General features: G+C 57.8%; 29 protein-coding genes and 1 tRNA gene. 21 read left to right on the forward strand and 9 right to left on the reverse strand.

Annotated features, from left to right (window positions below; translation table 11 throughout):
- Positions 1-9: 9 nt before the first annotated feature.
- The 3 genes from rbsK to ACRRSD_RS25305 are packed head-to-tail and all read left to right on the forward strand — an operon-like array spanning position 10 to position 2,388.
- The gene (rbsK, locus tag ACRRSD_RS25295; RefSeq protein ID WP_435035969.1) at positions 10-927 is read left to right on the forward strand and encodes a ribokinase; all 918 of its coding nucleotides are present in this window, start codon (positions 10-12) and stop codon (positions 925-927) included.
- Positions 924-1,328, forward strand: coding sequence for a D-ribose pyranase (rbsD, locus tag ACRRSD_RS25300; RefSeq protein ID WP_435035970.1), 405 nt, complete (start codon positions 924-926; stop codon positions 1,326-1,328). Before rbsK ends, rbsD begins: the two co-directional genes overlap by 4 nt.
- A gap of 31 nt (positions 1,329-1,359) precedes the next feature.
- Positions 1,360-2,388, forward strand: coding sequence for a nucleoside hydrolase (locus ACRRSD_RS25305; protein WP_435035972.1), 1,029 nt, complete (start codon positions 1,360-1,362; stop codon positions 2,386-2,388).
- A 32-nt stretch (positions 2,389-2,420) separates the two neighbouring features.
- Here the strand turns inward: ACRRSD_RS25305 and ACRRSD_RS25310 are convergent, their stop codons facing one another.
- Entirely contained in the window at positions 2,421-2,627 is a 207-nt protein-coding gene (locus ACRRSD_RS25310) for a hypothetical protein (RefSeq protein WP_435035973.1), read from the reverse strand.
- A 131-nt stretch (positions 2,628-2,758) separates the two neighbouring features.
- Here ACRRSD_RS25310 and ACRRSD_RS25315 point away from each other — a divergent pair, with 131 nt between their 5' ends.
- Complete coding sequence (locus ACRRSD_RS25315; RefSeq protein WP_007913485.1) at positions 2,759-3,064, forward strand: hypothetical protein; 306 nt, start codon at positions 2,759-2,761, stop codon at positions 3,062-3,064.
- A gap of 169 nt (positions 3,065-3,233) precedes the next feature.
- Positions 3,234-3,551, forward strand: coding sequence for an I78 family peptidase inhibitor (locus ACRRSD_RS25320; RefSeq protein WP_007913486.1), 318 nt, complete (start codon positions 3,234-3,236; stop codon positions 3,549-3,551).
- Positions 3,552-3,623: 72 nt separating this feature from the next.
- On the opposite strand, the gene ACRRSD_RS25325 is transcribed toward ACRRSD_RS25320, so the two are convergent.
- A complete protein-coding gene (locus ACRRSD_RS25325) occupies positions 3,624-3,836 on the reverse strand; it encodes a cold-shock protein (protein WP_003179963.1) in 213 nt (70 codons plus the stop codon).
- 288 nt (positions 3,837-4,124) lie between these two features.
- Positions 4,125-4,427 (reverse strand): hypothetical protein, encoded by a 303-nt coding sequence (locus tag ACRRSD_RS25330; protein WP_435035975.1) that lies wholly within the window; start codon positions 4,425-4,427, stop codon positions 4,125-4,127.
- Between the two features lie 370 nt (positions 4,428-4,797).
- On the opposite strand from ACRRSD_RS25330, the gene thrS reads away from it, so the two are divergent.
- From thrS to ACRRSD_RS25375, 9 genes are all read left to right on the forward strand, one after another.
- On the forward strand, positions 4,798-6,720 hold the full coding sequence (thrS, locus tag ACRRSD_RS25335; protein WP_007913488.1) for a threonine--tRNA ligase: 1,923 nt from the start codon (positions 4,798-4,800) through the stop codon (positions 6,718-6,720).
- Positions 6,720-7,271 (forward strand): translation initiation factor IF-3, encoded by a 552-nt coding sequence (infC, locus tag ACRRSD_RS25340; RefSeq protein ID WP_171057393.1) that lies wholly within the window; start codon positions 6,720-6,722, stop codon positions 7,269-7,271. Before thrS ends, infC begins: the two co-directional genes overlap by 1 nt.
- A 60-nt stretch (positions 7,272-7,331) precedes the next feature.
- Positions 7,332-7,526: a 50S ribosomal protein L35 gene (gene rpmI / locus ACRRSD_RS25345; RefSeq protein WP_002553160.1), complete on the forward strand. Its 195-nt coding sequence runs from the start codon at positions 7,332-7,334 to the stop codon at positions 7,524-7,526.
- 28 nt (positions 7,527-7,554) lie between these two features.
- Complete coding sequence (rplT, locus tag ACRRSD_RS25350; RefSeq protein WP_007913489.1) at positions 7,555-7,911, forward strand: 50S ribosomal protein L20; 357 nt, start codon at positions 7,555-7,557, stop codon at positions 7,909-7,911.
- 109 nt (positions 7,912-8,020) lie between these two features.
- Positions 8,021-9,037, forward strand: a complete 1,017-nt coding sequence (gene pheS / locus ACRRSD_RS25355) for a phenylalanine--tRNA ligase subunit alpha (RefSeq protein WP_127926600.1) — start codon at positions 8,021-8,023, stop codon at positions 9,035-9,037.
- Between the two features lie 26 nt (positions 9,038-9,063).
- The gene (gene pheT, locus ACRRSD_RS25360) at positions 9,064-11,442 is read left to right on the forward strand and encodes a phenylalanine--tRNA ligase subunit beta (RefSeq protein WP_435035977.1); all 2,379 of its coding nucleotides are present in this window, start codon (positions 9,064-9,066) and stop codon (positions 11,440-11,442) included.
- Between the two features lie 3 nt (positions 11,443-11,445).
- Entirely contained in the window at positions 11,446-11,748 is a 303-nt protein-coding gene (gene ihfA / locus ACRRSD_RS25365; RefSeq protein WP_002553164.1) for an integration host factor subunit alpha, read from the forward strand.
- Positions 11,729-12,085, forward strand: coding sequence for a MerR family transcriptional regulator (locus ACRRSD_RS25370; protein WP_003179985.1), 357 nt, complete (start codon positions 11,729-11,731; stop codon positions 12,083-12,085). The genes ihfA and ACRRSD_RS25370 overlap by 20 nt, the downstream gene beginning before the upstream one ends.
- A gap of 89 nt (positions 12,086-12,174) precedes the next feature.
- Positions 12,175-12,251: transfer RNA gene (locus tag ACRRSD_RS25375), tRNA-Pro, on the forward strand.
- A 261-nt stretch (positions 12,252-12,512) separates the two neighbouring features.
- Here the strand turns inward: ACRRSD_RS25375 and ACRRSD_RS25380 are convergent.
- Entirely contained in the window at positions 12,513-12,698 is a 186-nt protein-coding gene (locus ACRRSD_RS25380) for a hypothetical protein (RefSeq protein ID WP_435035979.1), read from the reverse strand.
- Positions 12,699-12,801: 103 nt separating this feature from the next.
- Here ACRRSD_RS25380 and ACRRSD_RS25385 point away from each other — a divergent pair, with 103 nt between their 5' ends.
- Positions 12,802-12,894, forward strand: a complete 93-nt coding sequence (locus ACRRSD_RS25385; RefSeq protein WP_435035981.1) for a YceK/YidQ family lipoprotein — start codon at positions 12,802-12,804, stop codon at positions 12,892-12,894.
- A gap of 97 nt (positions 12,895-12,991) precedes the next feature.
- Here the strand turns inward: ACRRSD_RS25385 and ACRRSD_RS25390 are convergent, their stop codons facing one another.
- The 3 genes from ACRRSD_RS25390 to rtcR all read right to left on the reverse strand — a co-directional run bounded on the left by ACRRSD_RS25390 (position 12,992) and on the right by rtcR (position 15,812).
- Positions 12,992-13,549, reverse strand: a complete 558-nt coding sequence (locus ACRRSD_RS25390; RefSeq protein ID WP_435035982.1) for an NADAR family protein — start codon at positions 13,547-13,549, stop codon at positions 12,992-12,994.
- Between the two features lie 279 nt (positions 13,550-13,828).
- Entirely contained in the window at positions 13,829-14,107 is a 279-nt protein-coding gene (locus ACRRSD_RS25395) for a hypothetical protein (protein WP_435035984.1), read from the reverse strand.
- Positions 14,108-14,207: 100 nt separating this feature from the next.
- Positions 14,208-15,812, reverse strand: coding sequence for an RNA repair transcriptional activator RtcR (rtcR, locus tag ACRRSD_RS25400; RefSeq protein ID WP_435035986.1), 1,605 nt, complete (start codon positions 15,810-15,812; stop codon positions 14,208-14,210).
- Between the two features lie 204 nt (positions 15,813-16,016).
- Here rtcR and ACRRSD_RS25405 point away from each other — a divergent pair, with 204 nt between their 5' ends.
- From ACRRSD_RS25405 to ACRRSD_RS25425, 5 genes are all read left to right on the forward strand, one after another.
- Positions 16,017-17,564, forward strand: coding sequence for an RNA-binding protein (locus ACRRSD_RS25405; RefSeq protein WP_435035988.1), 1,548 nt, complete (start codon positions 16,017-16,019; stop codon positions 17,562-17,564).
- Positions 17,565-17,899: 335 nt separating this feature from the next.
- Positions 17,900-19,126, forward strand: a complete 1,227-nt coding sequence (locus ACRRSD_RS25410; RefSeq protein ID WP_311886429.1) for an RtcB family protein — start codon at positions 17,900-17,902, stop codon at positions 19,124-19,126.
- A 15-nt stretch (positions 19,127-19,141) separates the two neighbouring features.
- Positions 19,142-19,930 carry a nucleotidyltransferase domain-containing protein gene (locus tag ACRRSD_RS25415; protein WP_435035990.1) on the forward strand — a complete coding sequence of 263 codons (789 nt, stop codon included), beginning with the start codon at positions 19,142-19,144 and terminating at the stop codon, positions 19,928-19,930.
- 8 nt (positions 19,931-19,938) lie between these two features.
- Positions 19,939-20,964, forward strand: coding sequence for an RNA 3'-terminal phosphate cyclase (gene rtcA, locus ACRRSD_RS25420; protein ID WP_435035992.1), 1,026 nt, complete (start codon positions 19,939-19,941; stop codon positions 20,962-20,964).
- 151 nt (positions 20,965-21,115) lie between these two features.
- Positions 21,116-21,445, forward strand: a complete 330-nt coding sequence (locus ACRRSD_RS25425) for a hypothetical protein (RefSeq protein ID WP_016987808.1) — start codon at positions 21,116-21,118, stop codon at positions 21,443-21,445.
- Positions 21,446-21,496: 51 nt separating this feature from the next.
- On the opposite strand, the gene ACRRSD_RS25430 is transcribed toward ACRRSD_RS25425, so the two are convergent.
- The gene (locus ACRRSD_RS25430) at positions 21,497-21,916 is read right to left on the reverse strand and encodes a VOC family protein (protein WP_186613521.1); all 420 of its coding nucleotides are present in this window, start codon (positions 21,914-21,916) and stop codon (positions 21,497-21,499) included.
- 224 nt (positions 21,917-22,140) lie between these two features.
- Between ACRRSD_RS25430 and ACRRSD_RS25435 the strand changes: the two genes are divergently transcribed.
- A complete protein-coding gene (locus ACRRSD_RS25435; protein WP_435035994.1) occupies positions 22,141-23,952 on the forward strand; it encodes an ABC transporter ATP-binding protein in 1,812 nt (603 codons plus the stop codon).
- On the opposite strand, the gene ACRRSD_RS25440 is transcribed toward ACRRSD_RS25435, so the two are convergent.
- Positions 23,949-24,893, reverse strand: a complete 945-nt coding sequence (locus tag ACRRSD_RS25440) for an alpha/beta hydrolase (protein ID WP_435035996.1) — start codon at positions 24,891-24,893, stop codon at positions 23,949-23,951. The two genes, ACRRSD_RS25435 and ACRRSD_RS25440, sit on opposite strands and share 4 nt — an antisense overlap.
- Positions 24,894-24,956: the final 63 nt, after the last annotated feature.

Consider the following 24,956-nt stretch of genomic DNA (forward strand, 5'->3'; position numbering starts at 1 on the left):
TAATGATGTATGCCAGCAAATGTAGTGGTAATAGGCAGCCTGAACATGGATCTGGTGACCCGGGCGCCGCGGCTTCCGGTAGGCGGTGAAACGCTGATCGGTCATTCCTTTGCCACGGTTTCCGGTGGCAAGGGCGCCAATCAGGCAGTGGCCGCGGCGCGGTTAGGGGCGCAGGTGGCGATGGTCGGTTGCGTTGGCAATGACGACTATGGCGTGCAATTGCGTAATGCCTTGTTGGCCGAGCAGATCGATTGTCAGGCAGTGAGTACAGTCAATGACTCCAGCGGCGTTGCGCTGATCGTGGTCGATGACAACAGTCAGAACGCCATTGTCATCGTCGCTGGTGCCAACGGAGCAATGACGCCCGCTGTGATCGATCAATTTGACGCAGTACTGCAAGCCGCCGACGTGATCATCTGCCAGCTCGAAATTCCCGATGCCACAGTGGGACATGCGCTCAAACGTGCGCGCGCACTGGGTAAAATCGTCATTCTCAATCCGGCACCGGCCAGTCGTGCACTGCCGGCAGACTGGTTTGCCGCAGTCGATTACCTGATCCCCAACGAGAGCGAAGCGACCGTGTTGAGCGGATTGCCAGTGGACTCGCTGGAAAGCGCAGAAAGTGCCGCCAGCCAATTGATCACCATGGGGGCGGGGAAAGTCATCATTACCCTCGGTGCTCAAGGTTCGCTGTTCGCCAATGGCCAGCGCTTTGAGCATTTCGCGGCGCCGAAAGTGAAGGCTGTCGACACCACTGCCGCCGGAGACACTTTTGTCGGTGGCTTTGCGGCGGCGCTGGCCAATGGCAAGTCCGAGGCCCAGGCGATTCGCTACGGACAGATTGCCGCCGCGCTGTCGGTAACCCGCGCCGGTGCGCAACCGTCCATTCCAACTCAATCCGACGTACAGGCCTTTAAACCCGCATGAAAAAGACTCCTCTGCTTAACGTCGCACTGTCGCGGCTGATCGCATCCCTGGGCCATGGCGACATGGTGGTCATTGGTGATGCCGGGCTGCCAGTGCCGCCAGGTGTTGAGTTGATTGATCTGGCGCTGACCCACGGTGTGCCGGATTTCGTCAGCACCCTGAAAGTCGTGCTCAGCGAGATGCAGGTGGAAAGCCATGCGTTGGCCAAAGAAATCTTCGACAAGCAACCGACCGCACTGACTGCGCTGGGCGAGTTGCATGAAGAGGGCGCTTTGGGGCGTCGCGATCTGCTCAGTCATGAGCAATTCAAGGTGCTCAGCCGACAGGCTCGGGCGATTGTTCGTACAGGCGAATGTCAGCCGTACTGCAACATCGTGCTGGTCGCTGGGGTCACCTTTTAACTTTTGATTTCACAAGCACAAGGAATGCGCCATGCAACGCTATGCTCAGAAACTGCACCAACTGCTCCGGAGCCTGCTGCTTTTGTCCTTTATCTCTGCCACCGGCGCTCACGCGGCGGAAAAAATCGACCTGATCATCGACACCGACCCGGGGGCCGACGACGTAGTCGCTTTGCTGTTCGCGCTGGCCTCGCCGGACGAACTGAGTATTCGCGCGCTGACCACCGTGGCCGGCAACGTGCGTCTCGACAAGACCTCGCGTAACGCACGACTGGCGCGCGAGTGGGCAGGGCGCGAGGACGTACCGGTTTATGCCGGTGCGCCGAAGCCGCTGATGCGCACCCCTATCTACGCCGAGAACATCCATGGCAAGGAAGGCCTGTCGGGTGTCACTGTGCACGAACCGAAAAAGGGTCTGGCTGAAGGCAATGCGGTCAACTACCTGATCGATACGCTGAAAAAAGCCAAGCCGCACAGCATTACTATCGCCATGCTCGGTCCGCAGACCAACCTGGCGCTGGCGCTGATCCAGGAGCCTGAAATCGTTCAGGGCATCAAGGAAGTGGTGATCATGGGTGGTGCGCACTTCAACGGTGGCAACATCACTCCGGTGGCCGAATTCAACCTGTTTGCTGACCCGCAAGCGGCTGAAGTCGTGCTGAAAAGCGGCGTGAAACTGACTTACCTGCCGCTGGACGTGACCCACAAGATTCTCACCAGTGACGCGCGCCTGAAGCAGATCGCTGCGCTGAACAATAACGCGAGCAAGATTGTCGGCGACATTCTCAACGAGTACATCAAGGGCGACATGGAGCACTACGGTATTCCGGGTGGCCCGGTGCATGACGCGACTGTCGTGGCTTACTTGCTCAAGCCGGAGCTGTTCACCGGCCGTTCGGTGAATGTCGTTGTTGATAGCCGCGAAGGGCCGACTTTCGGCCAGACCATTGTCGATTGGTACGACGGCCTGAAGGCACCCAAGAACGCCTTCTGGGTTGAAAATGGCGATGCTCAGGGTTTCTTTGACTTGCTGACCGAGCGTTTGAAGCGTCTGAAGTAAATCATGCGCCCGCAGGTGCCAGCCTGCGGGTTTTACACCCTCTCAGGGCTCTCGGCTTGTTCGGTCGGGTAGCGTTCGAAAATCTGCTTGATGAATTGCTTGGCCGCTTCCGTGCCCAACTCTTTGACCAATAGATCGATACCAATCAGCGCAAGCTCCTCGGTGGTTCCTGGGCTGTAAGAGCTGTGTCCGTCTGCCCATTTGGCATTAATGGCGGCGTCGATGCTGATGGTGGTCATGAGAGCGCTCGAAAAGTCGGAAGATCCAGGATTCGAGTTAACCATTTTGTCGGGCATTTGGCACTGCGACTTAGGCATGAGCGGAGCGCTATGCGACACTTGGTCTTTTAAGGCTTTTCAAGGATCGTGCTGTGCAGATCGATTTGAACACCCCTGACGGCCTCACGCTCGACGCAGTGCGCCAGTTGCTTGCCTCAGCCAGTGATGACGAACACACGCAGCTGCGCGTGACCAAGGGCGGTATCGCTTACATTTCTTCCGGCGTTACCGGTGGGCAGGATATCGACGGCCTGCTGTTTCGCCTGGAAACCTGGGCCAAGGGTTCGGGCTACGTGGGCAATGTCGCGGCCAGTGACGAGGTGTGGGTGATGCAGATTTTCAACGCGCTGAAGGATAACTGGCCGAATCCGCCGTATGACTACATTGACGTCTACTGAGCGCCGTTAATATTCAGTCACGATTGATTGATGAAGTGACGCATGCCGCTCAGGCACACTCGGCGTTTTTCCAATCGTGGGACAGGGTGATGGCCTTGGCCGTGAAACCAAATGCCGGAACGGCGGTCGCACGATCTCAGCTTAACCATTTTGAAAACAAGGAGGCTTCATGCCTTTGAAGTTCGCGACACTGGGTGCACTTATGGCCGCTGCCATGTTGGCCGGTTGCAGCACGACCTCCAGCGAGTCGGCAAAGGAATCTGCGGCGACCGAAGCCGGTCACAGCCGCTGTGAAGCAACGGCGGCGGAGTTCGCCATCGGCAAGAAAGCTTCGCCAGAGTTGCTGGAGCAGGCACGCAACAAAGCCGGGGCGCAAAATGCCCGCTTCCTCAAGCCGAACGACATGATCACGCTCGAGTACCGCTCTGATCGCTTGAATCTGAACACCGACAACAATCTGGTGATTACTCGCGTCAACTGCGGCTAATCAGGCAGCCCTTTTGTTGCAGGCATAAAAAACCCCGTCACATGGACGGGGTTTTTTTAGTGCGCCGAGAAATTACTCTGGGCGAACCTGTGCAGCTTGCATACCCTTTTGGCCTTTCTCAGCCACGAAGGAGACGGTCTGGCCTTCTTTCAGGCTTTTGAAACCGTCGGATTCGATAGCTTTGAAGTGTACGAACAGGTCGTCACCGCCACCTTGAGGAGTGATGAAGCCGAAGCCTTTTTCATCGTTGAACCACTTAACGGTGCCGGTTTGGCGATTAGACATGGTGTATCTCCAAGAAACATATATTTTTCAGTACTGTGCTGCTCAGGCCAACTGGGCACACCCGGATATCATAGTCGAAATGTTCGCTTTGGTAGCCCCCCGGACGTGCTGTTTGCCAATCAGTCGTGTTTTCTTTACTGCCTTGTTCGGCTGAAAGCCCCGGTTTACAAGGCTTTTAGCAGAACGTAAAGACAATAAAAAAACCTGTAAAACCTGCATAAATGGTTTGAAAAGGCTCAAATTCAGCCCTTTTTAGAGGCGCTGAGCCGATTCAAAAGACCTTTTTGATCACTTTTTAGCCGGGGTATTTGCTTTGCATTTGGCAATTTGGCCCAACGCTTTCTGTTGCAATTCAGGGGAGGCCTTGTTGTCCATCAGGGCCTGAATGTCAGCAGCAGGATAGGACTTGATGGCATCAGCCCCACAAGCGCAGTGCGATTTGGCCGCGGCGGCACCAATTTGCGGAGTAGCCGCCTGGGTGCACTGCGCCATGTACTTCTCGCGCTCGCCCTTCGGCCAATCGGCGTGGGCGCTCAGCGGCAGCAGCATAACGAGGGGGGCGACTACGGCGAACAGGGTATTCAGACGCATGCGAGGATGCTCCTTGTGGGTCAATGTCTTGTTATCTGAGGGCTGAAAGGCCAATCAAGTTCAGCACTCTGGCATAAAAACAGACGATTTGCCTTCTGTTCAAACAGAGGCATAAGTGACCGCTCATCTGTGCTAGCATGCCGGGCTCAAGCGTTCTCAGGCTCCGATGACCTTCAGTCCCGGCAGCGGTCAACGTGCGAATATTTCGATTTGAATCCCAGTCACTCTGGTTCGGTTTTCCGGTTGGCCGCAAGGCTCCTGCCGCTGTAAGGCAGGCGTTCGTCATTGAATGGCCTGGATCGGATCTTGTACTGGCTCATCCCAACCCACGTGACCTTTGGTAGGGGTCACCACTAGGAGAGGAGGCGCCATGCCAACTATTACTCTTCCCGACGGCAGTCAACGTTCATTCGATCACCCGGTTTCCGTAGCCGAGGTCGCCGCATCCATTGGTGCCGGTCTGGCCAAAGCCACTCTGGCCGGCAAGGTCAATGGTCAACTGGTCGACGCCAGCGACATCATCAGCAGCGACGCGACCCTGCAAATCATCACGCCTAAGGATGAAGAGGGGCTGGAGATCATTCGCCACTCTTGCGCTCACTTGGTGGGGCATGCGGTCAAGCAGCTGTACCCGACAGCGAAAATGGTCATCGGGCCGGTCATCGACGAAGGCTTCTATTACGACATCGCCTTCGAACGTCCTTTCACTCCGGACGACATGGCCGCTATCGAACAGCGCATGCAGCAGCTGATCGAAAAAGATTACGACGTCATCAAGAAAGTCACTCCGCGCGCCGAAGTGATCGAAGTGTTCAAGGCCCGTGGCGAAGACTACAAGTTGCGCCTGGTCGAGGACATGCCGAACGAGCAGGCCATGGGTCTGTACTATCACGAAGAATACGTCGACATGTGCCGCGGTCCGCATGTGCCGAACACCCGCTTCCTGAAATCCTTCAAGCTGACCAAACTGTCGGGTGCCTACTGGCGCGGCGACGCCAAGAACGAGCAATTGCAGCGCGTTTACGGCACCGCTTGGGCAGACAAGAAGCAGCTGGCGGCTTACATCCAGCGCATCGAAGAAGCTGAAAAGCGCGATCACCGCAAGATCGGCAAGCGTCTTGGTCTGTTCCACACTCAGGAAGAATCCCCGGGCATGGTGTTCTGGCACCCGAACGGCTGGACTCTGTACCAGGTGCTCGAGCAGTACATGCGCAAGATTCAGCGCGATAACGGCTACCTTGAAATCAAGACCCCTCAAGTCGTTGACCGCAGTCTGTGGGAGAAATCCGGGCACTGGGCCAACTACGCCGACAACATGTTCACCACGCAGTCGGAAAACCGCGACTACGCCATCAAGCCGATGAACTGCCCGTGCCACGTGCAGGTGTTCAATCAAGGCCTGAAAAGCTACCGCGAGCTGCCGATGCGTCTGGCCGAGTTCGGCGCCTGCCACCGTAACGAGCCGTCGGGTGCGCTGCACGGGATCATGCGCGTACGTGCTTTCACTCAGGACGACGCCCACATCTTCTGCACCGAAGAGCAGATGCAGGCCGAATCCGCAGCATTCATCAAGCTGACCATGGACGTGTACCGCGACTTCGGCTTTACCGATGTCGAGATGAAACTGTCCACTCGTCCGGAAAAACGCGTCGGTTCCGATGAGCTGTGGGATCGCGCTGAAGCCGCACTGGCTGCAGCCCTTGATTCTGCGGGCCTGCCGTACGATCTGCAGCCGGGTGAGGGTGCTTTCTACGGTCCGAAGATCGAATTCTCGCTGAAAGACTGCCTTGGTCGGGTCTGGCAATGTGGTACTCTGCAGCTCGATTTTAACCTGCCTGTCCGTTTGGGCGCTGAATACGTCTCTGAAGACAACAGCCGCAAACACCCAGTGATGTTGCACCGTGCGATCCTCGGTTCCTTCGAGCGTTTCGTCGGGATTCTGATCGAGCACTACGAAGGTGCGTTCCCTGCCTGGCTCGCGCCAACCCAGGCGGTGATCATGAATATCACTGATAAGCAGGCAGATTTTGTTGCAGAAGTTGAAAAAACTCTCAACGAAAGCGGATTTCGTGCCAAGTCCGACTTGAGAAATGAAAAGATCGGCTTTAAAATCCGCGAGCATACTTTGCTCAAGGTTCCCTATCTTTTGGTTATCGGAGATAAGGAAGTCGAGATGCAGACTGTCGCTGTGCGTACTCGTGAAGGTGCTGACCTGGGCTCGATGCCCGTCGCCCAGTTCGCTGAGTTTCTCGCGCAAGCGGTTTCCCGGCGTGGTCGCCCAGATTCGGAGTAATTATTATTAAGCGTGAAATGAGACAAGATAAACGAGCTGCACCGAAAGCCCCGATCAACGAGAATATCTCGGCACGCGAGGTTCGGTTAATTGGCGCTGATGGCGAGCAGATTGGCATCGTCTCGATTGATGAAGCGCTTCGTATTGCTGAAGAAGCAAAGCTTGATCTGGTAGAAATCTCCGCAGACGCAATCCCACCGGTTTGCCGTGTGATGGATTACGGCAAATCGATCTTCGAAAAGAAGAAGCAGGTTGCCGCGGCGAAGAAGAACCAGAAGCAGATTCAGGTAAAAGAAATCAAGTTTCGTCCAGGGACGGAGGAAGGGGATTACCAGGTAAAACTGCGCAACCTGGTACGTTTCCTGAGTGATGGGGACAGGGCCAAGGTATCCTTGCGATTCCGCGGCCGTGAGATGGCCCACCAGGAGCTGGGGATGGAACTCCTCAAGCGGGTTGAAGCTGACCTGCTCGAGTACGGTTCGGTCGAACAGCATCCTAAGATGGAAGGACGCCAGCTGATCATGGTCATCGCCCCGAAAAAGAAGAAGTAATCAACAGGGCACGGCAGGCCTTCTGATTATGTTTATCAACTGAATGCGGAGTATCCGAACATGCCAAAAATGAAAACCAAAAGTGGTGCTGCTAAGCGGTTTCTGAAAACTGCTAACGGTATCAAGCACAAGCACGCTTTCAAGAGCCACATCCTGACTAAAATGTCGACCAAGCGTAAGCGTCAACTGCGCGGTAGCAGCTTGCTGCATCCGTCTGACGTGGCAAAAGTCGAGCGCATGCTGCGCCTTCGTTAATTTTAGTCAAGAATAGAGGAAGTAACTCATGGCTCGTGTAAAGCGTGGCGTCATTGCCCGTAAGCGTCACAAAAAAATTCTGAAACTTGCTAAAGGCTACTACGGCGCACGCTCCCGCGTATTCCGTGTTGCCAAGCAAGCGGTAATCAAGGCAGGCCAATACGCCTACCGTGACCGTCGTCAGAAAAAACGTCAGTTCCGCGCTCTGTGGATCGCTCGTATCAACGCTGGTGCTCGTGTTAACGGTCTGTCCTACAGCCGTTTCATCGCTGGCCTGAAAAAAGCGTCCATCGAGATCGACCGTAAGGTTCTGGCTGATCTGGCAGTGAACGAAAAAGCGGTGTTTGCTGCGATTGTCGAGAAAGCTAAAGCCACCTTGGCTTAAGTACCCCCGACAATCACCCGGCCTCACTTCCGTGGGGCCAGGTGGTAAACGTCTTAAATAGGGGAAGAGCCTTCAAGCTCTTCCCCTATTTTGTATCTGGAGTCTGTACATGGAAAACCTGGATGCGCTGGTCTCTCAAGCACTAGAGGCTGTGCAAAGCGCTGAAGATATCAATGCCCTGGAGCAAATCCGGGTTCAATACCTTGGCAAAAAGGGTGAATTGACTCAGGTGATGAAGACCCTGGGGAATTTGCCGGCAGAAGAGCGTCCGCAAGTCGGTGCGCTGATCAACGTTGCCAAGGAACGTGTTACAGGCGTTCTCAATGCGCGCATGGCTGTGTTTGAAGAAGCCGAACTGGCTGCCAAACTGTCTGCCGAATCCATTGACGTGACATTGCCGGGCCGTGGCCAGACCTCCGGTGGTCTGCATCCGGTGACCCGGACTCTGGAACGTGTGGAGCAGTTCTTCACCCGCATCGGTTACGGCATTGCCGAAGGCCCTGAGGTTGAAGATGACTATCACAACTTCGAAGCGCTCAACATCCCAGGCCATCACCCGGCCCGGTCGATGCATGACACCTTCTATTTCAACGCCAACATGCTGCTGCGCACCCATACCTCGCCGGTACAGGTCCGCACCATGGAATCGAAGCAGCCGCCGATCCGCATCGTCTGCCCAGGCCGCGTGTATCGCAGCGACTCCGATATTACCCACTCGCCGATGTTCCACCAGGTCGAAGGCCTGCTGGTTGATCGCGACATCAATTTTGCCGATCTCAAAGGCACCATCGAAGAATTCCTGCGGGTGTTCTTCGAAAAAGAGCTGGCCGTACGTTTCCGTCCTTCGTACTTCCCGTTCACCGAGCCATCCGCTGAAGTCGATATGGAGTGCGTGATGTGCAGCGGTAAAGGCTGCCGCGTCTGCAAGCAGACCGGCTGGCTGGAAGTGATGGGCTGCGGCATGGTTCACCCGAACGTGCTGCGTATGTCCGGCATCGATCCGGAAGAGTTCTCCGGTTTTGCCTTCGGCATGGGCGTCGAGCGTCTGGCCATGCTCCGTTACGGCGTGAACGACTTGCGTCTGTTCTTCGACAACGACTTGCGGTTCCTCGCGCAATTTCGCTAGTCGTAACGAATTCTTAGGAGAGCAGGATGAAATTCAGTGAACAATGGCTGCGTGGCTGGGTTAGCCCGCAGGTAAATCGCGACGAGCTGGTTGCTCGTCTGTCGATGGCCGGTCTTGAGGTCGATAGCGTGACCCCGGCCGCCGGTGTATTCAGTGGCGTAGTGGTGGGCGAGGTGCTGAGCACCGAGCAACATCCTGATGCCGACAAGTTGCGCGTGTGCCAGGTCAGCAATGGCGCGGAAACCTTCCAGGTCGTGTGCGGAGCGCCAAACGTGCGTCCGGGCCTGAAGATTCCGTTCGCCATGATTGGCGCTGAACTGCCAGGCGATTTCAAGATCAAGAAAGCCAAACTGCGCGGCGTTGAGTCCAACGGCATGCTCTGCTCGCAGTCCGAGCTGCAGGTCGGTGAAGGCAATGACGGTCTGATGGAGCTGCCGGCCGATGCGCCGGTGGGCGAAGATTTCCGTGTGTACCTGGATCTGGAAGACGCCAGCATCGAGGTCGACCTGACCCCGAACCGCGGCGACTGCCTCTCCCTGGCCGGTCTGGCCCGTGAAGTCGGCGCGCTGTACGACGCACCGGTTACCCGTCCGGTGGTCATGGCCATTCCTGCCGTGCACGATGAAGTGCGTTCGGTAGAAGTGCTGGCGCCAGCGGCATGCCCGCGTTACCTGGGTCGCGTTATCCGAAACGTTGATCTGTCCAAGCCGACGCCGCTGTGGATGGTTGAACGTCTGCGCCGTGCCGACGTACGCAGCATCGACGCTGCCGTCGACATCACCAACTACGTGATGCTCGAACTGGGTCAGCCGCTGCACGCCTTCGATCTCGCCGAAATCAATGGCGGCATCCGTGTGCGCATGGCGGAAGAGGGCGAGAAGCTGGTGCTGCTCGACGGTCAGGAAGTCAGTCTGCGTAGCGATACGCTGGTGATCGCCGACCACACCCGCGCGCTGGCGATTGCCGGTGTCATGGGTGGTGAGCACAGCGGTGTGTCCGCGACCACTCGCGACGTATTCCTGGAATCCGCATTCTTCGATCAGATCGCTGTCGCTGGCAAGGCTCGCTCCTACGGCCTGCACACCGATGCTTCGCACCGCTACGAGCGTGGCGTTGACTGGCAACTGGCCCGTGAAGCCATGGAGCGCGCCACTGGCCTGCTGCTGGAAATCACTGGCGGCGAAGCCGGCCCGATCATCGAGACCGTCAGCGAGCAGCATCTGCCGTCGATCGCGCCGATCACTCTGCGTTCCCAGCGCATCACTCAGATGCTCGGTATGGAAATGGATTCCGCCCAGGTTGAGCGTTTGCTCGGCGGCCTGGGTCTGGGCATTACCGCCGACGGTGAAGGCCAGTGGCGCGTAGAAGTGCCAAGCCATCGCTTCGACATCAGCCTGGAAGTTGATCTGATCGAAGAGCTGGCCCGTCTGTACGGTTACAACCGTCTGCCGGTTCGGTATCCGCAAGCGCGTCTGGCGCCGCAAGCCAAAGCTGAAGCGCGTAGCGATCTGCCGGAGCTGCGCCGTCTGCTGGTGGCGCGTGGTTATCAGGAAGCGATCACTTACAGCTTCATCGATCCGCGTCAGTTCGAACTGTTCAATCCGGGCGTCGAGCCGTTGTTGCTGGCCAATCCGATCTCCAATGACATGGCTGCCATGCGTTCGTCGCTGTGGCCGGGTCTGGTGAAGGCGCTGCAGCACAACCTCAACCGTCAGCAAGATCGCGTGCGTCTGTTCGAAAGCGGTCTGCGCTTCGTTGGTCAGCTGGAAGGCCTGAAGCAAGAGCCGATGCTGTCCGGTGTGGTTTGCGGTAGCCGTCTGCCGGAAGGCTGGGCGCAAGGTCGCGACACTGTCGATTTCTTCGACGTCAAAGCTGACGTGGAAGCGGTGCTGGGCTTTGCCGGTGCACTGGATTCGTTCACTTTCGCACCGGGCAAACACCCGGCGTTGCACCCGGGGCAAACCGCGCGCATCGAGCGGGAAGGGCGTGAAGTCGGTTTCATCGGCGCAATCCACCCGGAATTGTCGAAAGCCTTGGGTCTGGATCGTCCAGTCTTCGTTTTCGAGCTGGTTCTGGCTGAAGTGGCACTCGGTAAAATGCCGAAATTCCACGAGTTGTCGCGCTTTCCTGAAGTGCGTCGTGACCTTGCATTGATTGCGCACAAAGACGTCGCGTCCGCAGCCGTACTGGACGTAATCCGTGAAAATGCAGGCGAATGGCTCACAGATCTCAGGCTGTTTGACGTGTATCAGGGTAAAGGTATTGATCCTGATAGAAAAAGCCTTGCAGTTGGCTTGACCTGGCAGCATCCATCGCGCACTCTTAATGACGATGAGGTGAATTCGACGACGCAAAATATCCTCACCTCGCTCGAACAAAGGTTGAACGCCACGTTAAGGAAGTGACGTATGGGGGCTTTGACGAAAGCTGAGATGGCGGAACGTCTGTATGAAGAGCTGGGCCTGAACAAGCGGGAAGCCAAGGAATTGGTCGAACTGTTTTTCGAGGAAATCAGGCACGCTCTTGAAGACAACGAGCAGGTCAAATTGTCCGGTTTCGGCAATTTCGACCTTCGGGACAAACGCCAGCGGCCTGGCCGCAACCCGAAAACGGGGGAAGAAATCCCGATCACGGCTCGCCGTGTGGTCACCTTTCGTCCAGGGCAGAAGTTGAAGGCCCGAGTTGAGGCTTATGCTGGAACCAAGTCATAACGACGAACTACCCGTCATCCCGGGCAAACGCTACTTCACCATCGGTGAAGTCAGCGAGCTGTGTGCCGTAAAGCCACACGTGCTGCGCTACTGGGAGCAGGAGTTTCCTCAGCTCAACCCCGTCAAACGCCGCGGAAACCGCCGGTATTATCAGCGCCAGGACGTGCTGATGATCCGGCAGATCCGCGCACTCCTTTACGATCAAGGTTTCACCATCGGCGGCGCACGCTTGCGTCTGTCCGGCGATGAAGCCAAAGACGACACGACTCAGTACAAGCAGATGATTCGGCAGATGATTGCCGAATTGGAAGATGTGCTGGTGGTTCTCAAGAAATAAAAAGCAGCGTTTGAATACTTCCAGTTTTCAAAAGCTTGCGCTATATTCTTGTGCGTTCTTCGAGGTGAAGAGCGAGTTGCAAGACCAGTCGGGGCGTAGCGCAGTCCGGTAGCGCACTAGCATGGGGTGCTAGGGGTCGAGTGTTCGAATCACTCCGTCCCGACCATATTTTTCAATGACTTAGCCCAATCTGAAAAGGTTGGGCTTTTTCATGCGTGGGGACTTTTGCGGGGTTCATCCCGTTTTTCTCCCCAAGATCCGCTTTTTTGTACCTGCGAAAAACTACCCGGTAATTTCGTTGAGAGGGCCTGGATTCACCCCGGCCCGACGATCTTTGCTGGCATTCAGCAAGCGTGAAACACCATTAAAAACCATGCATCGCCCTACGCGCGAGAATTGATGTCTTCATTATCTGATTCCATCCCATCTATGCGTAGTAGAGGTTCAGCGCAATCAGCTCAAACACAGCCACAAATACGCAGAGCGCAACGAATCCTCGGGTAAACACCCGGCGAGGCTTTTCATAGCCTTGATAGTTACTGAATGCGCTGCAAAGGTTTCCCACGAAATCAATAAAATCCATCAGATCTGCATCCTCGCCTGCATGCTCCATGCATCTTGCCAGTTCCAATCTGGTTGAGATTTCTCATTGTTCTTACGATCGGCCTCGGTGGTCGGCGTAGGACTCTACGTGGGGTCGGTACATCCAGAGGCAATTGATTCCCTTTTTACTGATCGACACGCCATTTTCATTGGTGGTCGATACCGTATTCTTCCCCTTCGAATATCAATACACCTGCAATTTATGACTTGCGGGTAGTGCAACCTAAAGCGGTGTACCCCCCCCTAGGAAAGCCCTGGCATGCGCCAAGGCTTTTTCGTTGCTGACGCCACCGCCGATAAAACTCAGGACGATCCGACCCTGCCGCCCCGAACCTGCATCAGTGCAAATCCCAAAAGATTCAGGCCTTTCCACAGATTCGGATCATTCACATCTGCGTGATCTTGCGCGAGTCCGATTCCCCAAATGTCATCAACCGGGCTCGCTTCGACAATGACCCGAGATCCAGTGCGCGTCAGGTATTCGTCCAGCTCCGGGTTTTGGGAAAATTTGGCTTGGTTTGCCCGGACGACGATGTCGTATCGGTGTTGCAGCCAGAGTAGATCGTTGAATCCGCGCACCTTGCGGCCGAGGGCTTTGGCGGCGTTCGGGGTCGGGGCCTGCAGTACTTGTGCACGAATTTCCTGATCGTCGAACAAGGCTGCCTTCTCGGCCATCATGAAGTGTTCGGCTGTCGGGTAGCGTAGCCCCTCGACAACGAATTCGGCTTCATACCACTGGCTGAAGCACGAGGCCGTGACGGCGTCTTTGCTTCGCTGGTGTCCCCAGAAAAAAGTGAAATCCAAAGGCTCTCCAGCGTTGAAGCGAGCGCGTAGATCTTCGAGAAGTTTAGAGTCGTGCAATGAGATTTCCTCGGTAACTGACTTTCGACGTTACAGTCGCTGTGCGTGTCAGGGCAATACGCAATATCGCCCAAACATTAATCCAGTGGACCTGATACCTGGCGGTAGTGTTCTTCGCCTTGAGGCGTCTGTCGGGTCAGGCACAGATCGACGGGCTGAAGGAGTCGCTGTTCGACCATTTGTCGTTCAGTCAGCACGGCGCTGCCAACCCGTGGCAAGTCACCGGGAGTGTCGGACTGACGTTCAAGGATGTGCAGCCGCCACCCTTGCAGAACCAGATCAAGGTTTCGGTGATTTACCGAGGTCTTCCGAGTCGCTCGAAGTAGCAGCATCTTTTGCCGTTTCATGCGACTCGGCGCCGGAGTTTGAACCCGACGCCTCTTCACCTTTCTTGTCGGCCTTGTCTGCGTTGGACTGAGCTTTACCGGCCTGATTCACGCCGGGAAGCGCGGTCGGTGGCGCGGCAGACTCGTCAGCTGACTGCCCGGCTGCCGAGGCGAAAAGGGGGCAGGCCGCGAGCAGGCCGGCTAGGGTGATCGCTGCAATTTTGCTGTTCATGATGGTCGTCTTCCGGTCTAAGCGGATGGTGATTCATTGGAAGCGCCCGGCAAGCGAAGGTGCCTGCTGCTGGACGGGCGGTCAATCGCTGCCGTTCTCATCACGTAGGGTCGACGATTTGGCTCCAATCAAGCCCGAACCGGCCGAGGTATTTCCTCAGTCGATCGGCATCGTTGGCTTGTGCCTTGGCCTGGCGCGATATTCCGAACAGCCGGCGGCCGGCATCGGACAAGCTGTCCGCCTGTCGGCACACCTCAATCACTGCCTTCAATTGCAAGCGGTCGAACAGATCCATGCTTTCGGCGTCTCCCGGCAATTCTCCTGAAATCGCCTGCGGTTGCGCCAAGCCCCACGCGTAGCGCAGCCGATCAATTTCCTCCTGCACCTGTGCCTCGTCGATACGTCCGCTGTCGGCCAGTGTCGCCATGCGTGTAATCGACGCCGACAATTCGCGGAAGTTACCCAGCCACGCCGCTTCGCGAGAGCTGGCGAACGCCAGATAACTGCGCCGGGCTTCCAGATTGAAGCGCACCAGTTGCCCGTGTTCGCGGGCGTGGCGTTCCAGCTCGAAATCAATGTTCGGTTCGATGTCCTCGCGGCGGCCGGCGAGGCCGGGCAGGTCGAACGTCCACAGGTTGATGCGCGCGTACAAATCTTCGCGGAACAAGCCGTCAGCCACTCGGCTGCGCAGGTCGCGGTGGGTGCCGGCGATGATCAGGAAATCACTTTCGACCTCCTTGTCCGAGCCCAGCGGAAAGAAGCGTTTTTCTTCAATCGCCTTGAGCAGCATCGCTTGTTCGTCTGCGCCCAGCTCGCCGATCTCATCGAGAAACAGCATTCCACCATCGGCGGCGCGTAACAGGCCGTCACGAGCGTTCTGCGCACCGGTGAAGGCGCCTTTGACATGGCCGAACAACGCCGACATTGCGCCATCGCCACGCAGGGTGGCGCAGTTCACCTCGACAAAACGCCCCTGCATCTGATGGCGACTGCGTTTGAGTTCGTAGATGCGTCGGGCGAGGAAGGATTTGCCGGCGCCGGTCGGGCCGATCAGCAACATCGGTGCCTTCGAGCGCACGGCCACGCGCTCGATCTGTTCGATTGAGCGGTTGAAGGCGGCGTTGCGTGTGGCGATGCCGGACTTCAAGAACTCCAGGCCTTCGAGGCGCTTGTTGGCGAAGCGCGAAGCGATGCGATCGTAGCGCGACAGGTCGAGATCGATCAGGGCATGAGTGCCGATGGCGTGATCGCTTTCGCTGTTGCGCTTGGCCGGGGAGGTCTGGATCAGCCGCGCCGGCAGGTAGCGCGCCTCGGTCAGCAGGAACCAGCAAATCTGCGCGACGTGGGTGCCGGTGGTGATGTGGACGAGGTAGTCCTCGCGCTCGGTGTCGAAATCGTAGGCGGTGGTGAAGTCGTGCAGCGCGCCGTAGACCTCTTCGAAATCCCACGGGTTGCGCAGTGACATCGGGTGCAGGCGCACTTCGGTTTCCGGCGAAACCTGCTGGATGTCGGCGCGCACCCGCTCGGCGAGGCTGACGTCGCGGGCGTCGACGCCGTGAATTAGCTCAAGCCGGTTGATCAACACGTCCTGCTGTTGGCACAAGCCAACGCTGGGACGCCAATGGCTCCAGCGATTGGCGCCTTTGCCGACGCGATCAAGGGTAGCGCCGATAAAACCGATAGCGACGGTTTGCTTGTTTGGCATGTTTATCTCAGAAGATAAAAGACGATATCCAATGATAGTTATTCGGCGGGGGGGTTGTCGTCAGTTCATTCGACGAAAAGCAAAATAATAAATAAAAACTATACAAATCAATAAGATAGAAATTTTATTCGAGGGAAATCAAAAACTGGCACAGCCGCTGCAATACCTCTTTCAACGAACAGGACAACACAGCGAGACGCCAAGATGGCCAACTCAACTCTCTTCAACACGCAATCGAATCACCTGCCGGCTTGCGACACCTTGAATGCTTCCGGTGCCAGCGCTTATGCCTACAGCCCGAAGCACCAACTGGCGCAATTGGCTGTCACCGGTTGCCTGAACCAGACCTTTTACGCCTCCGCAGAAAGCCAGCTGGATCAAGTGTTGAAGCTGGTAGCTGAACTGGACAGTCGCTTCGTGGCGAAAGCCGCGATCTACGCTCGCAAGAAAGGTCACATGAAGGACATGCCGGCATTGTTGCTGGCGGCATTGACCGCGCAGCGTTCAAGTCTGGTACCAGAGGTTTTCGAGCAAGTGATCGACAGCGGCAAGATGCTGCGCAACTTTGTACAGATCCTCCGTAGTGGTGCCACCGGGCGTAAATCCCTTGGCTCGCAACCCAAGCGTCTGCTGCAGAACTGGCTGAACAGCGCGACCGAGCGGCAACTGCTGCAAGCGTCGATCGGCAATCAACCGTCGTTGGCGGACGTGGTGAAGATGGTTCACCCCAAACCTGCCGAAGCGTGGCGCGAAGCTTTTTTCGCCTGGTTGATCGGTAAACCGGTGGAGGCAAAGGCCTTGCCGGAGTTGACCCGCGATTTGCTGGCGTTTCGCAGCGGCGCGAGTGATGAAGTGCCGGCGGTGCCGTTTCAGTTGCTCGGCAACGAAACACTGAGCAAGGAGCAATGGGCCAATCAAGCCCGCAACATGGGTTGGCAGGGTCTGCGCATCAATCTCAACACATTGGCGCGCCACGGTGCATTTGAAGTGCCCGGTTGCATCGAATATGTCGCGGCGCGGTTGGCCGATCCACAGGAAGTGGCGAAGGCGCGGGTGTATCCGTACCAGTTGTTATCGGCTTATCGGATGATGGGAGAAAACACCCCGGCAGCGATCCGCGACGCCTTGCAGGAGGCGCTGGAGTTGTCGCTGGCCAACGTGCCCACGCTTGAGGGCGCGGTGGTGGTTTGCCCGGATGTGTCGGGTTCGATGGGCAGCCCGGTAACCGGTTATCGCCCTGGTGCGACCTCGCAGGTGCGCTGCATCGACGTGGCGGCGTTGGTGGCCGCAGCGGTATTGCGCAAGCAGCCGGCTGCGCGGGTGATGCCGTTCGAGATCAACGTGGTGGATATCCAACTCAACCCGCGTGACAGTGTGATCAGCAACGCCGAGAAGCTCGCCGGAATTTTTGGTGGCGGCACCAACTGCTCGGCACCGCTGAAGAGGTTGGCGGACAGCAAGGCCAGGGTCGATACGTTGATCATGGTCTCGGACAACGAGTCGTGGATCGATTCGCAGCGTTACGGTGCCAGCGAGACGATGCGCCAATGGGAGCGGATCAAGAAGCTCAACCCACAGGCACGGCTGGTGTGCATCGACATCCAGCCAGGCCATGCAACACAGGCGGCGGATCGCGATGACATTTTGAATGTCGGCGGTTTCAGCGATGCGGTGTTCGATGTGATCGAGCAGTTTACCGGTGGCCAATACAGTGCGCAGCACTGGGTCGAGGCGATCGAAAGCGCGTCATGAATTGATTGATCACCGGCGCTGAATGCCGATGGGACTACATCCAAGACGTCTCATCAAACCCTTGTCAGCGCCAGTGACGGCACGAATGCCTGATGGCTGTACATCTTAGGCCGGTTAAGTCCGGAGCGCGGCAACGCGCAACAGTCATCAACTTTTGTCGTGCCACTTTTTTGCAGTGATTGGCAGCGAATGCGACAGGCACTACATCGGAACGCGGATTCGACTCCCGCCCCGGCAACGGGGGCTCAACTGGCAGAGCCAGAGTGTCTGGGTTTTTGTCGCTGCAACTTACAGAACAACGCCGAATCATCGGCCAATGAATAAAGAATGAAGACATGAAAGAACACACTTACCAACTGCTCGAAGTCGCCAACGGCAAACCGATCAAACTCTGGACCGAAGGCGTGCCCGTGGAAAACGAGGCTCGCGAGCAGTTGATGAACACTGCAAAAATGCCGTTCATCTTCAAGCATCTGGCGGTCATGCCCGACGTTCACCTGGGCAAGGGCTCGACCATCGGCAGTGTGATCCCAACGGTCGGCGCAATCATTCCGGCGGCGGTGGGCGTCGACATCGGTTGCGGCATGATCGCCGCGCGCACGTCACTGACGGCTGCTGATTTGCCGGACAACCTGCACGGGCTGCGCAGCGCTATCGAGCAAGCGGTGCCGCATGGCCGCAGTTCGAACCGGTCGCGGCGCGACAAGGGCGCCTGGGATGAAATCCCTCAGCAAGCCGATCAGGCCTGGGCGGGGTTGCAGCCACGGTTCAAGTTGATCACCGACAAGTACCCGAAACTCGCCAACACCAACAACCGTGGGCACCTCGGCACGCTCGGCAGCGGCAACCACTTCATCGAAGTGTGCCTGGATGAGGCCAATCGGGTCTGGTTCATGTTGCACAGTGGCTCGCGCGGTGTCGGCAACGCCATCGGCAACCTGTTCATCCAGATGGCTCAGGCGGACATGCGTCAGCACATCGCCAACCTGCCGGACCGTGACCTGGCCTACTTCGAAGAGGGTAGCCAGCACTTTGATGATTATGTGGAAGCGGTGGGTTGGGCGCAGGACTTCGCCAAACAGAACCGCGAACTGATGATGCGCGCGGTAATTCAGGCGACACGGCAGATTATTCGCAAGCCGTTCGAAGTGGCGCTGGAAGCGGTCAACTGCCATCACAACTATGTGCAGAAAGAGCGGCATTTTGGTGAAGAGGTGCTGGTTACCCGCAAAGGCGCGGTGTCGGCAAAGAAGGGCGAGTTGGGGATTATTCCGGGCTCGATGGGCGCCAAGAGTTTCATCGTTCGCGGTCTGGGCAACGAAGAGTCGTTCAGCTCCTGCAGCCACGGCGCCGGCCGCACCATGAGCCGCACCAAGGCCAAGAACACGTTTACCGTTGAGGATCAGATTCGCGCCACTGCCCATGTGGAGTGCCGCAAGGACGAAGCGGTGATCGACGAAATTCCGATGGCTTACAAGGACATCGACAAAGTCATGCACGCCCAGCGTGAGCTGGTGGAAGTGCTGCACACCTTGCGTCAGGTGGTGTGCGTCAAAGGATAAAAGGAAAAGCAAGTCATGGAACTGCAAGAGCGTCATCCGCTGTGCGCCACGATGCGTGCGCGGGTAATGGAAGAGCTGGCGCGCATAGAGCGTGAACGCAATGTCACGGTGTTGTATGCCTGTGAGTCCGGCAGCCGGGCCTGGGGTTTTGCCTCGACCGACAGCGACTACGATGTGCGGTTTGTCTACGTGGAGAAGCCAGATTGGTTCGTTCAGGTCGATACGCCGCGTGATGTGATCGAGCGTCCGCTGGACGATGAACTCGACGTCAGTGGCTGGGAACTGCGCAAGACTCTCGGGTTGTTGCGCAAATCCAATCCGACCTTGCTGGAGTGGCTCGACTCGCCGCTGGTTTATCGCAGTGAAACCGCGCAAGTGGCACAGCTGCGCGAACTCGCCGAAGCGTTCTACAGCCCGCCAGCGGCGCGCAATCACTATCTGTCGATGGCGAAGAAGAACTTTCGCGGTTACCTGCAAGGGGAAACCGTACGTTTCAAGAAGTACTTCTACGTGCTACGACCACTGCTGGCGGTGCGCTGGATCGACCAGGGCCGCGGCCGGCCGCCGATGACGTTCGCCGACCTGCTGACCACGGTCGACGACCGCGCGCTGCTCGCCGAAGTCGACGAATTGCTGGCCCTTAAACGCAATGCCGACGAGAGCGCCTACGGGCCGCGTCGTCCGGCGCTGCACGGGTTCATCGCCGCCGAGCTTGAGCGCGAAGTGCCCACATTACTCAGAACTCAGGAAGACTCGCGACGTCTGGATCGGTACCTCAGGGATACCGTCGGGCGATACGCGTAAGGAATGCAATGAAACAGGAAGTGATAGAACTGGACGGCGCCATCGGTGGCGGCCAGGTATTGCGCAGTGCCTTGAGCCTGTCGATGGTGACAGGCCGGGCGTTTCGCATTAAACAGATTCGCGCCAAACGCAGCCGTCCGGGACTGCTGAGGCAACATTTGACGGCCGTCATGGCGGCGGCTGAGGTCTGCGGCGCGACGGTTTCCGGTGCGCAATTGGGCTCGCAAGCGTTGAGTTTTGAACCCGGCGCGATTCGCTCTGGCGATTACCAGTTCGCCATCGGCACCGCCGGCAGTTGCACGCTGGTGTTGCAGACCTTGTTGCCGGCCCTGTTGCGGGCACCGCAGGCGAGTCGGGTGCGCATCTCGGGTGGCACGCATAACCCGCTGGCGCCGCCGACCGATTTCCTCGTGCGCAGTTGGCTGCCGCTGTTGCGGCGTATGGGCGCCAACGTCGAGCTGGACTTGCTGCGACATGGATTTGTCCCGGCAGGCGGTGGCGAGATTGAAGTGAACGTGCAACCGTCGAGCCTGACGCGGCTGGACCTGTGTGAACGCGGCGAGGCCATTTCGCAACACGCATCTGCGCTGACCGCTGGGCTGGCACCGACGGTGGCCGAACGTGAGTTGAGCCAAGTGGCCAAGCGCTTGAGTCTGCCGCCTGCAGCGCTGCAACATGTCACGCTCGATCCGGCGCGGGGGCCGGGCAATGTGTTGTTGCTGGAGTATGCATTCGAGCACGTCACCGAGGTATTCAGCGCGTTTGGCCAAGTGTCGCTGCGGGCTGAAAAGGTCGCCGACGCCGCGATCAATCAGGCCGCCGACTGGTTGCGCAGTGGTGCTGCGGTGGCCGAGCACCTTGCCGATCAGTTGCTGTTGCCGATGGCGCTGGCCGGTGGCGGCTCGTTCACCACGCCACGCATGACCGAGCATCTGCACAGCAATATCGCGGTGATCGAGTTGTTTTTACCGGTTCGCATTGATTGTCGGGAGGAGGGCGCTGATCGATTGCGCATTGAGGTCATCGCTCACTGATCGTCAGGCCAAGGGCGGTGGGATTTCATCAGGAAATCCCATCGCCCTTTTTTACGTCCGCAAAAAACTCGCGAAAGGCGGCAAATTGCTGGCCCCCGGAATTTTGCTTCCCCGGCAAAATCGCCTTTTTTCAAAAGGTTAGGTTGGCTCTATGCGGACGATTGTCATCACCGTTGCAACGCTTTCCCTGGCTGTTTTCGCGGTGGGAGTGCAGGCGAAAGAACTGAGCAAAAGCCATCGCTTTGCCTGCACCTGGGGCTCGGACATTGCTGCCGGTGCCCAGCAATCGAAGTTGTCGGGCGTCTCGCTGTACGGCGCACGCAAACAATTGCAGGTGCGCCGCTTCCAGCAACCGTGGATGCGCATGACCGCGATGGGGATTACCGAGCAAACCTACAACAGCACGTCGAAGCTCAAGCCGGCGGCGGTCAAGCAGACCTATTACGAACAATGCGTACGCCACGAATTGGCCCAGCGATAACGCAAAAAGCCCAATCTTTTCAGGTTGGGCTTTTTCATGCCTGAGGAAATGTCAGGGTTGCTTTTCGCTCTCGCAATTGACCATCCACGACACGCCGAAGCGATCCACCAGCATGCCAAAACGTACCGCCCAGAAAGTCACCTCCAGCGGCATATCGACGCGACCATCCTTGGCCAGTGCGTTGAACACTCGCTCGGCCTCGGCAATGCTGTCGACGTTCAGCGAGATCGAGCAGCCGCTCATGCCTTGGGTCGGACGGTCGGGTGTGGTGTCCGAGGCCATGATCATCTGGTCTCCGACCTTCAGACAGGTATGGATGATCAGAGAGTGATGCTCTTTGGGCACATGCTCGGCGGCGGGCGTCTCGCCGAACGTCATCATCGCCTCAAGCTTCCCTTGCAAGGCTTGCTCGTAAAAGGTGAACGCCTCGCGGCAGTCACCATTGAAGATCAGGTACGGGTCGATTCTCATGTCTCTGCTCCCGGCAGTCAGGCGCGGAGCGTGGCGGGTGTTCGCCGGGTTCCGCGTTGGGCGGTTAAAACATAGCAGAGCGTTGGACGCAGGAAAGGCCAGAGTCTTCCAGATGTTTTTGTTCTGAAAAGCGTGTCGACGATAACGCGGTCGTCGTGTGAAATTCAGTCGTAGCGCTGGAGTACCATAACGCACCGCCATCGCCAGCCGAGTTCAATTCACCCATGCCTGATCTATCGCGTTTCAGCTCTTTGTTCGATCAGGCGCAGCGCGCCTTGCGTTTGGTTTGGGGGACATCGCGTGGCCTGTTTCTGGGGCTGGTGCTGGCAACGTTGGTGGCCGGTTTGCTGCCGGCACTGGCGGCATGGCTGGGGCAGCGGATTGTCGATGCCGTGGTTGCCGCGATGCAGTTGCACGCGCAACACGGCAGCGCGCCGCTGTGGCCAGTGTTGCGTTACGTTTTGTTGGAGGCCGGGGTGTTGGCGTTGTTGTCCGGCACACAACGGGCACTGTCGGTGCAGCAGTCGCTGTTGCGGGTGCAACTGGGGCAGAAGGTCAATACGCTGATTTTGCAGAAAGCACAGACCCTGTCACTTGTGCAGTTCGAAAACTCCGAGTTCTACGACAAACTGGTGCGTGTGCGTCGCGAGGCTTCGACCCGGCCCCTGGCGCTGGTCATGAAGTCGTTGGGACTGATTCAAAACCTGATCATGCTGATCAGCTTTGGTGTGCTGCTGGTGCACTTTTCCCCTTGGGCGCTGGTGCTGTTGGTGGTCGGCGCGTTGCCGGTGTTCTTTGCCGAGGCGCATTTTTCCGGTGACGCCTTTCGTCTGTTCACCCGTCGCGCGCCGGAGAGTCGGCAGCAGAATTACATCGAAACCTTGCTGTCCCACGAAACGTATATCAAAGAGGTCAAACTGTTCGGCTTTGCTCCGCTGTTGCTGCAACGCTACCGTGACACGTTCGCTAGGTTGTATGCCGAAGACCGGCGTCTGACGTTGCGGCGCGACGGCTGGGGGTTCGGCCTCGGCCTGCTCGGTACTGCGGCTTTTTACGCGGCCTATGCCTGGGTGGTGATCGATGCCGTGCATGGCCAGATCAGCCTCGGCCAGATGACCATGTATCTGGTGCTGTTCAAACAAGGCCAAAGCGCCGTGAGCAGTAGTCTGAGTGCGATCAGCGGCCTGTACGAAGACGGTCTTTACCTGACCAGTCTGTATGAATATCTGGCCGAACCGGTGCAGTTGGATACCGGCCACCTGACCGTTGGAGCGTGCCCGGGCGATGGTTTGCGTTTCGAGAACGTCGGTTTCCGTTATCCGGGTGCCAGTCGGCCAGCGCTGGAAAACATTGATCTGCAACTGGTGCCAGGCAAGAGCATGGCGCTGGTCGGCGAGAACGGTTCAGGCAAGACCACGCTGATCAAGTTACTGACCCGGCTCTATCGCCCCGATCAAGGGCGCATCCTGCTCGACGGCAGCGATTTGCAGGATTGGCAGGAGACCGCGTTACGTCGGCGAATTGGCGTGATTTTTCAGGATTACATCCGCTACCAGTTCAGCGTCGGAGAAAACATCGGCGTTGGCGATACCCTGGCGTTCAACGACCATCAGCGGTGGCAAGAGGCCGCCGCCCAAGGCATGGCGGCGCCCTTCATCGAAGGGCTCGACAAGGGTTATGCCACGCAGTTGGGGCGCTGGTTTGCCGGTGGCCAGGAATTGTCCGGTGGGCAGTGGCAGAAGATTGCCTTGTCCCGAGCGTACATGCGCCGTGAGGCCGACATTCTGATCCTCGATGAGCCGACCTCCGCCCTTGATCCGGCGGCCGAAGCGGCGGTGTTCGAGCATTTCAGCCAGCACAGCGAAGAACGCATGACGTTGTTGATTTCCCATCGTTTTTCCAGCGTGCGCAATGCCGATCACATCATCGTCCTGCAACAAGGCCGGATTCTCGAGCAGGGTGGCCACGATCAACTGATTGCTGCTGCGGGGCATTATGCGCAACTGTTCGATTTGCAGGCTCGCGGTTACCGTTAAGTGTCCCGCCCGCTGCGCACGGTTGCCGGCCCGGCCACCCGAGGTGCGGGCTTGCTTTGCATCAGGCTGTCGAGCGCCTTGCGGTAATTCTGCCCGCCGAGCGCCATGCTGTTGTTGTGCGTCGCGCCCGGCACCAGCAACAGGCGCTTGGGTTGTTGCGCGGCGTTGAACAGTTGCTCGCTGAAACGCGGTGGAACGAAAGCGTCAGCCAGACCGTGCACCACCAGCAGCGGCATGTGAATGTCGGCAATCTTGTCGATCGAATCGAATTTTTGCGACAGCAGCCAGCGCACCGGCAGCGAAGTGTTGGCCACGGACGCGGCAACATCCGCCAGCGTGGTGAAAGTCGACTCGATCACCAGTCCGCGCACCGGTAACGCGGAATGATCCCGAGCGGCGGTTTGCCCGAGTTCTGCGGCCAGATCGATGGCCACAGCGCCACCGAGGGAGTGTCCATAGATCAGACGTTTGGCCGGATCCGGCTGCAGCAGCTTAAAGCGCTCCCACGCCACCCGCGCGTCTTCGTAGACACTGCTTTCCGATGGCAGATCACCGTGACTCTTGCCGAAACCACGGTAGTCGATGGCCAACACGGAATAACCCGCCGCGCGCAATTGTTCGATGCGGAACAACTGCCCGGTGAGGTTCCAGCGCACGCCATGCAGATAGAGAATGGCCGGCGCATTGGCCTTTTCTGCCGGCCACCACCAGGCATGAATGTTTTCCCCAGCCTTGAAACTCTTTGGTTGCAGATCGAGTTCCTGCACGCTGCCGGGCAAGCCGTGATACCAGCCGGCGGTGCCCGGTTCGATGCGAAACAGCAATTTGCGTTCGGTGTGTTCCAGTACGGCACAACTGGTCGGCACGCCGATTATCAGCGCGGCCATACAGGCGAACGCCAAACGGCGGCGGCGCAGACGCGTCATGAAGGTCAGGAACATTAAACGTTTCACCAAGGCACAGACAAAGAACGCTTTTTACCAGATGCCTCGGTCTGCGCGTGA

It is taken from the genome of Pseudomonas neuropathica (assembly GCF_051174785.1).
Lineage (GTDB): Bacteria > Pseudomonadota > Gammaproteobacteria > Pseudomonadales > Pseudomonadaceae > Aquipseudomonas > Aquipseudomonas neuropathica_A.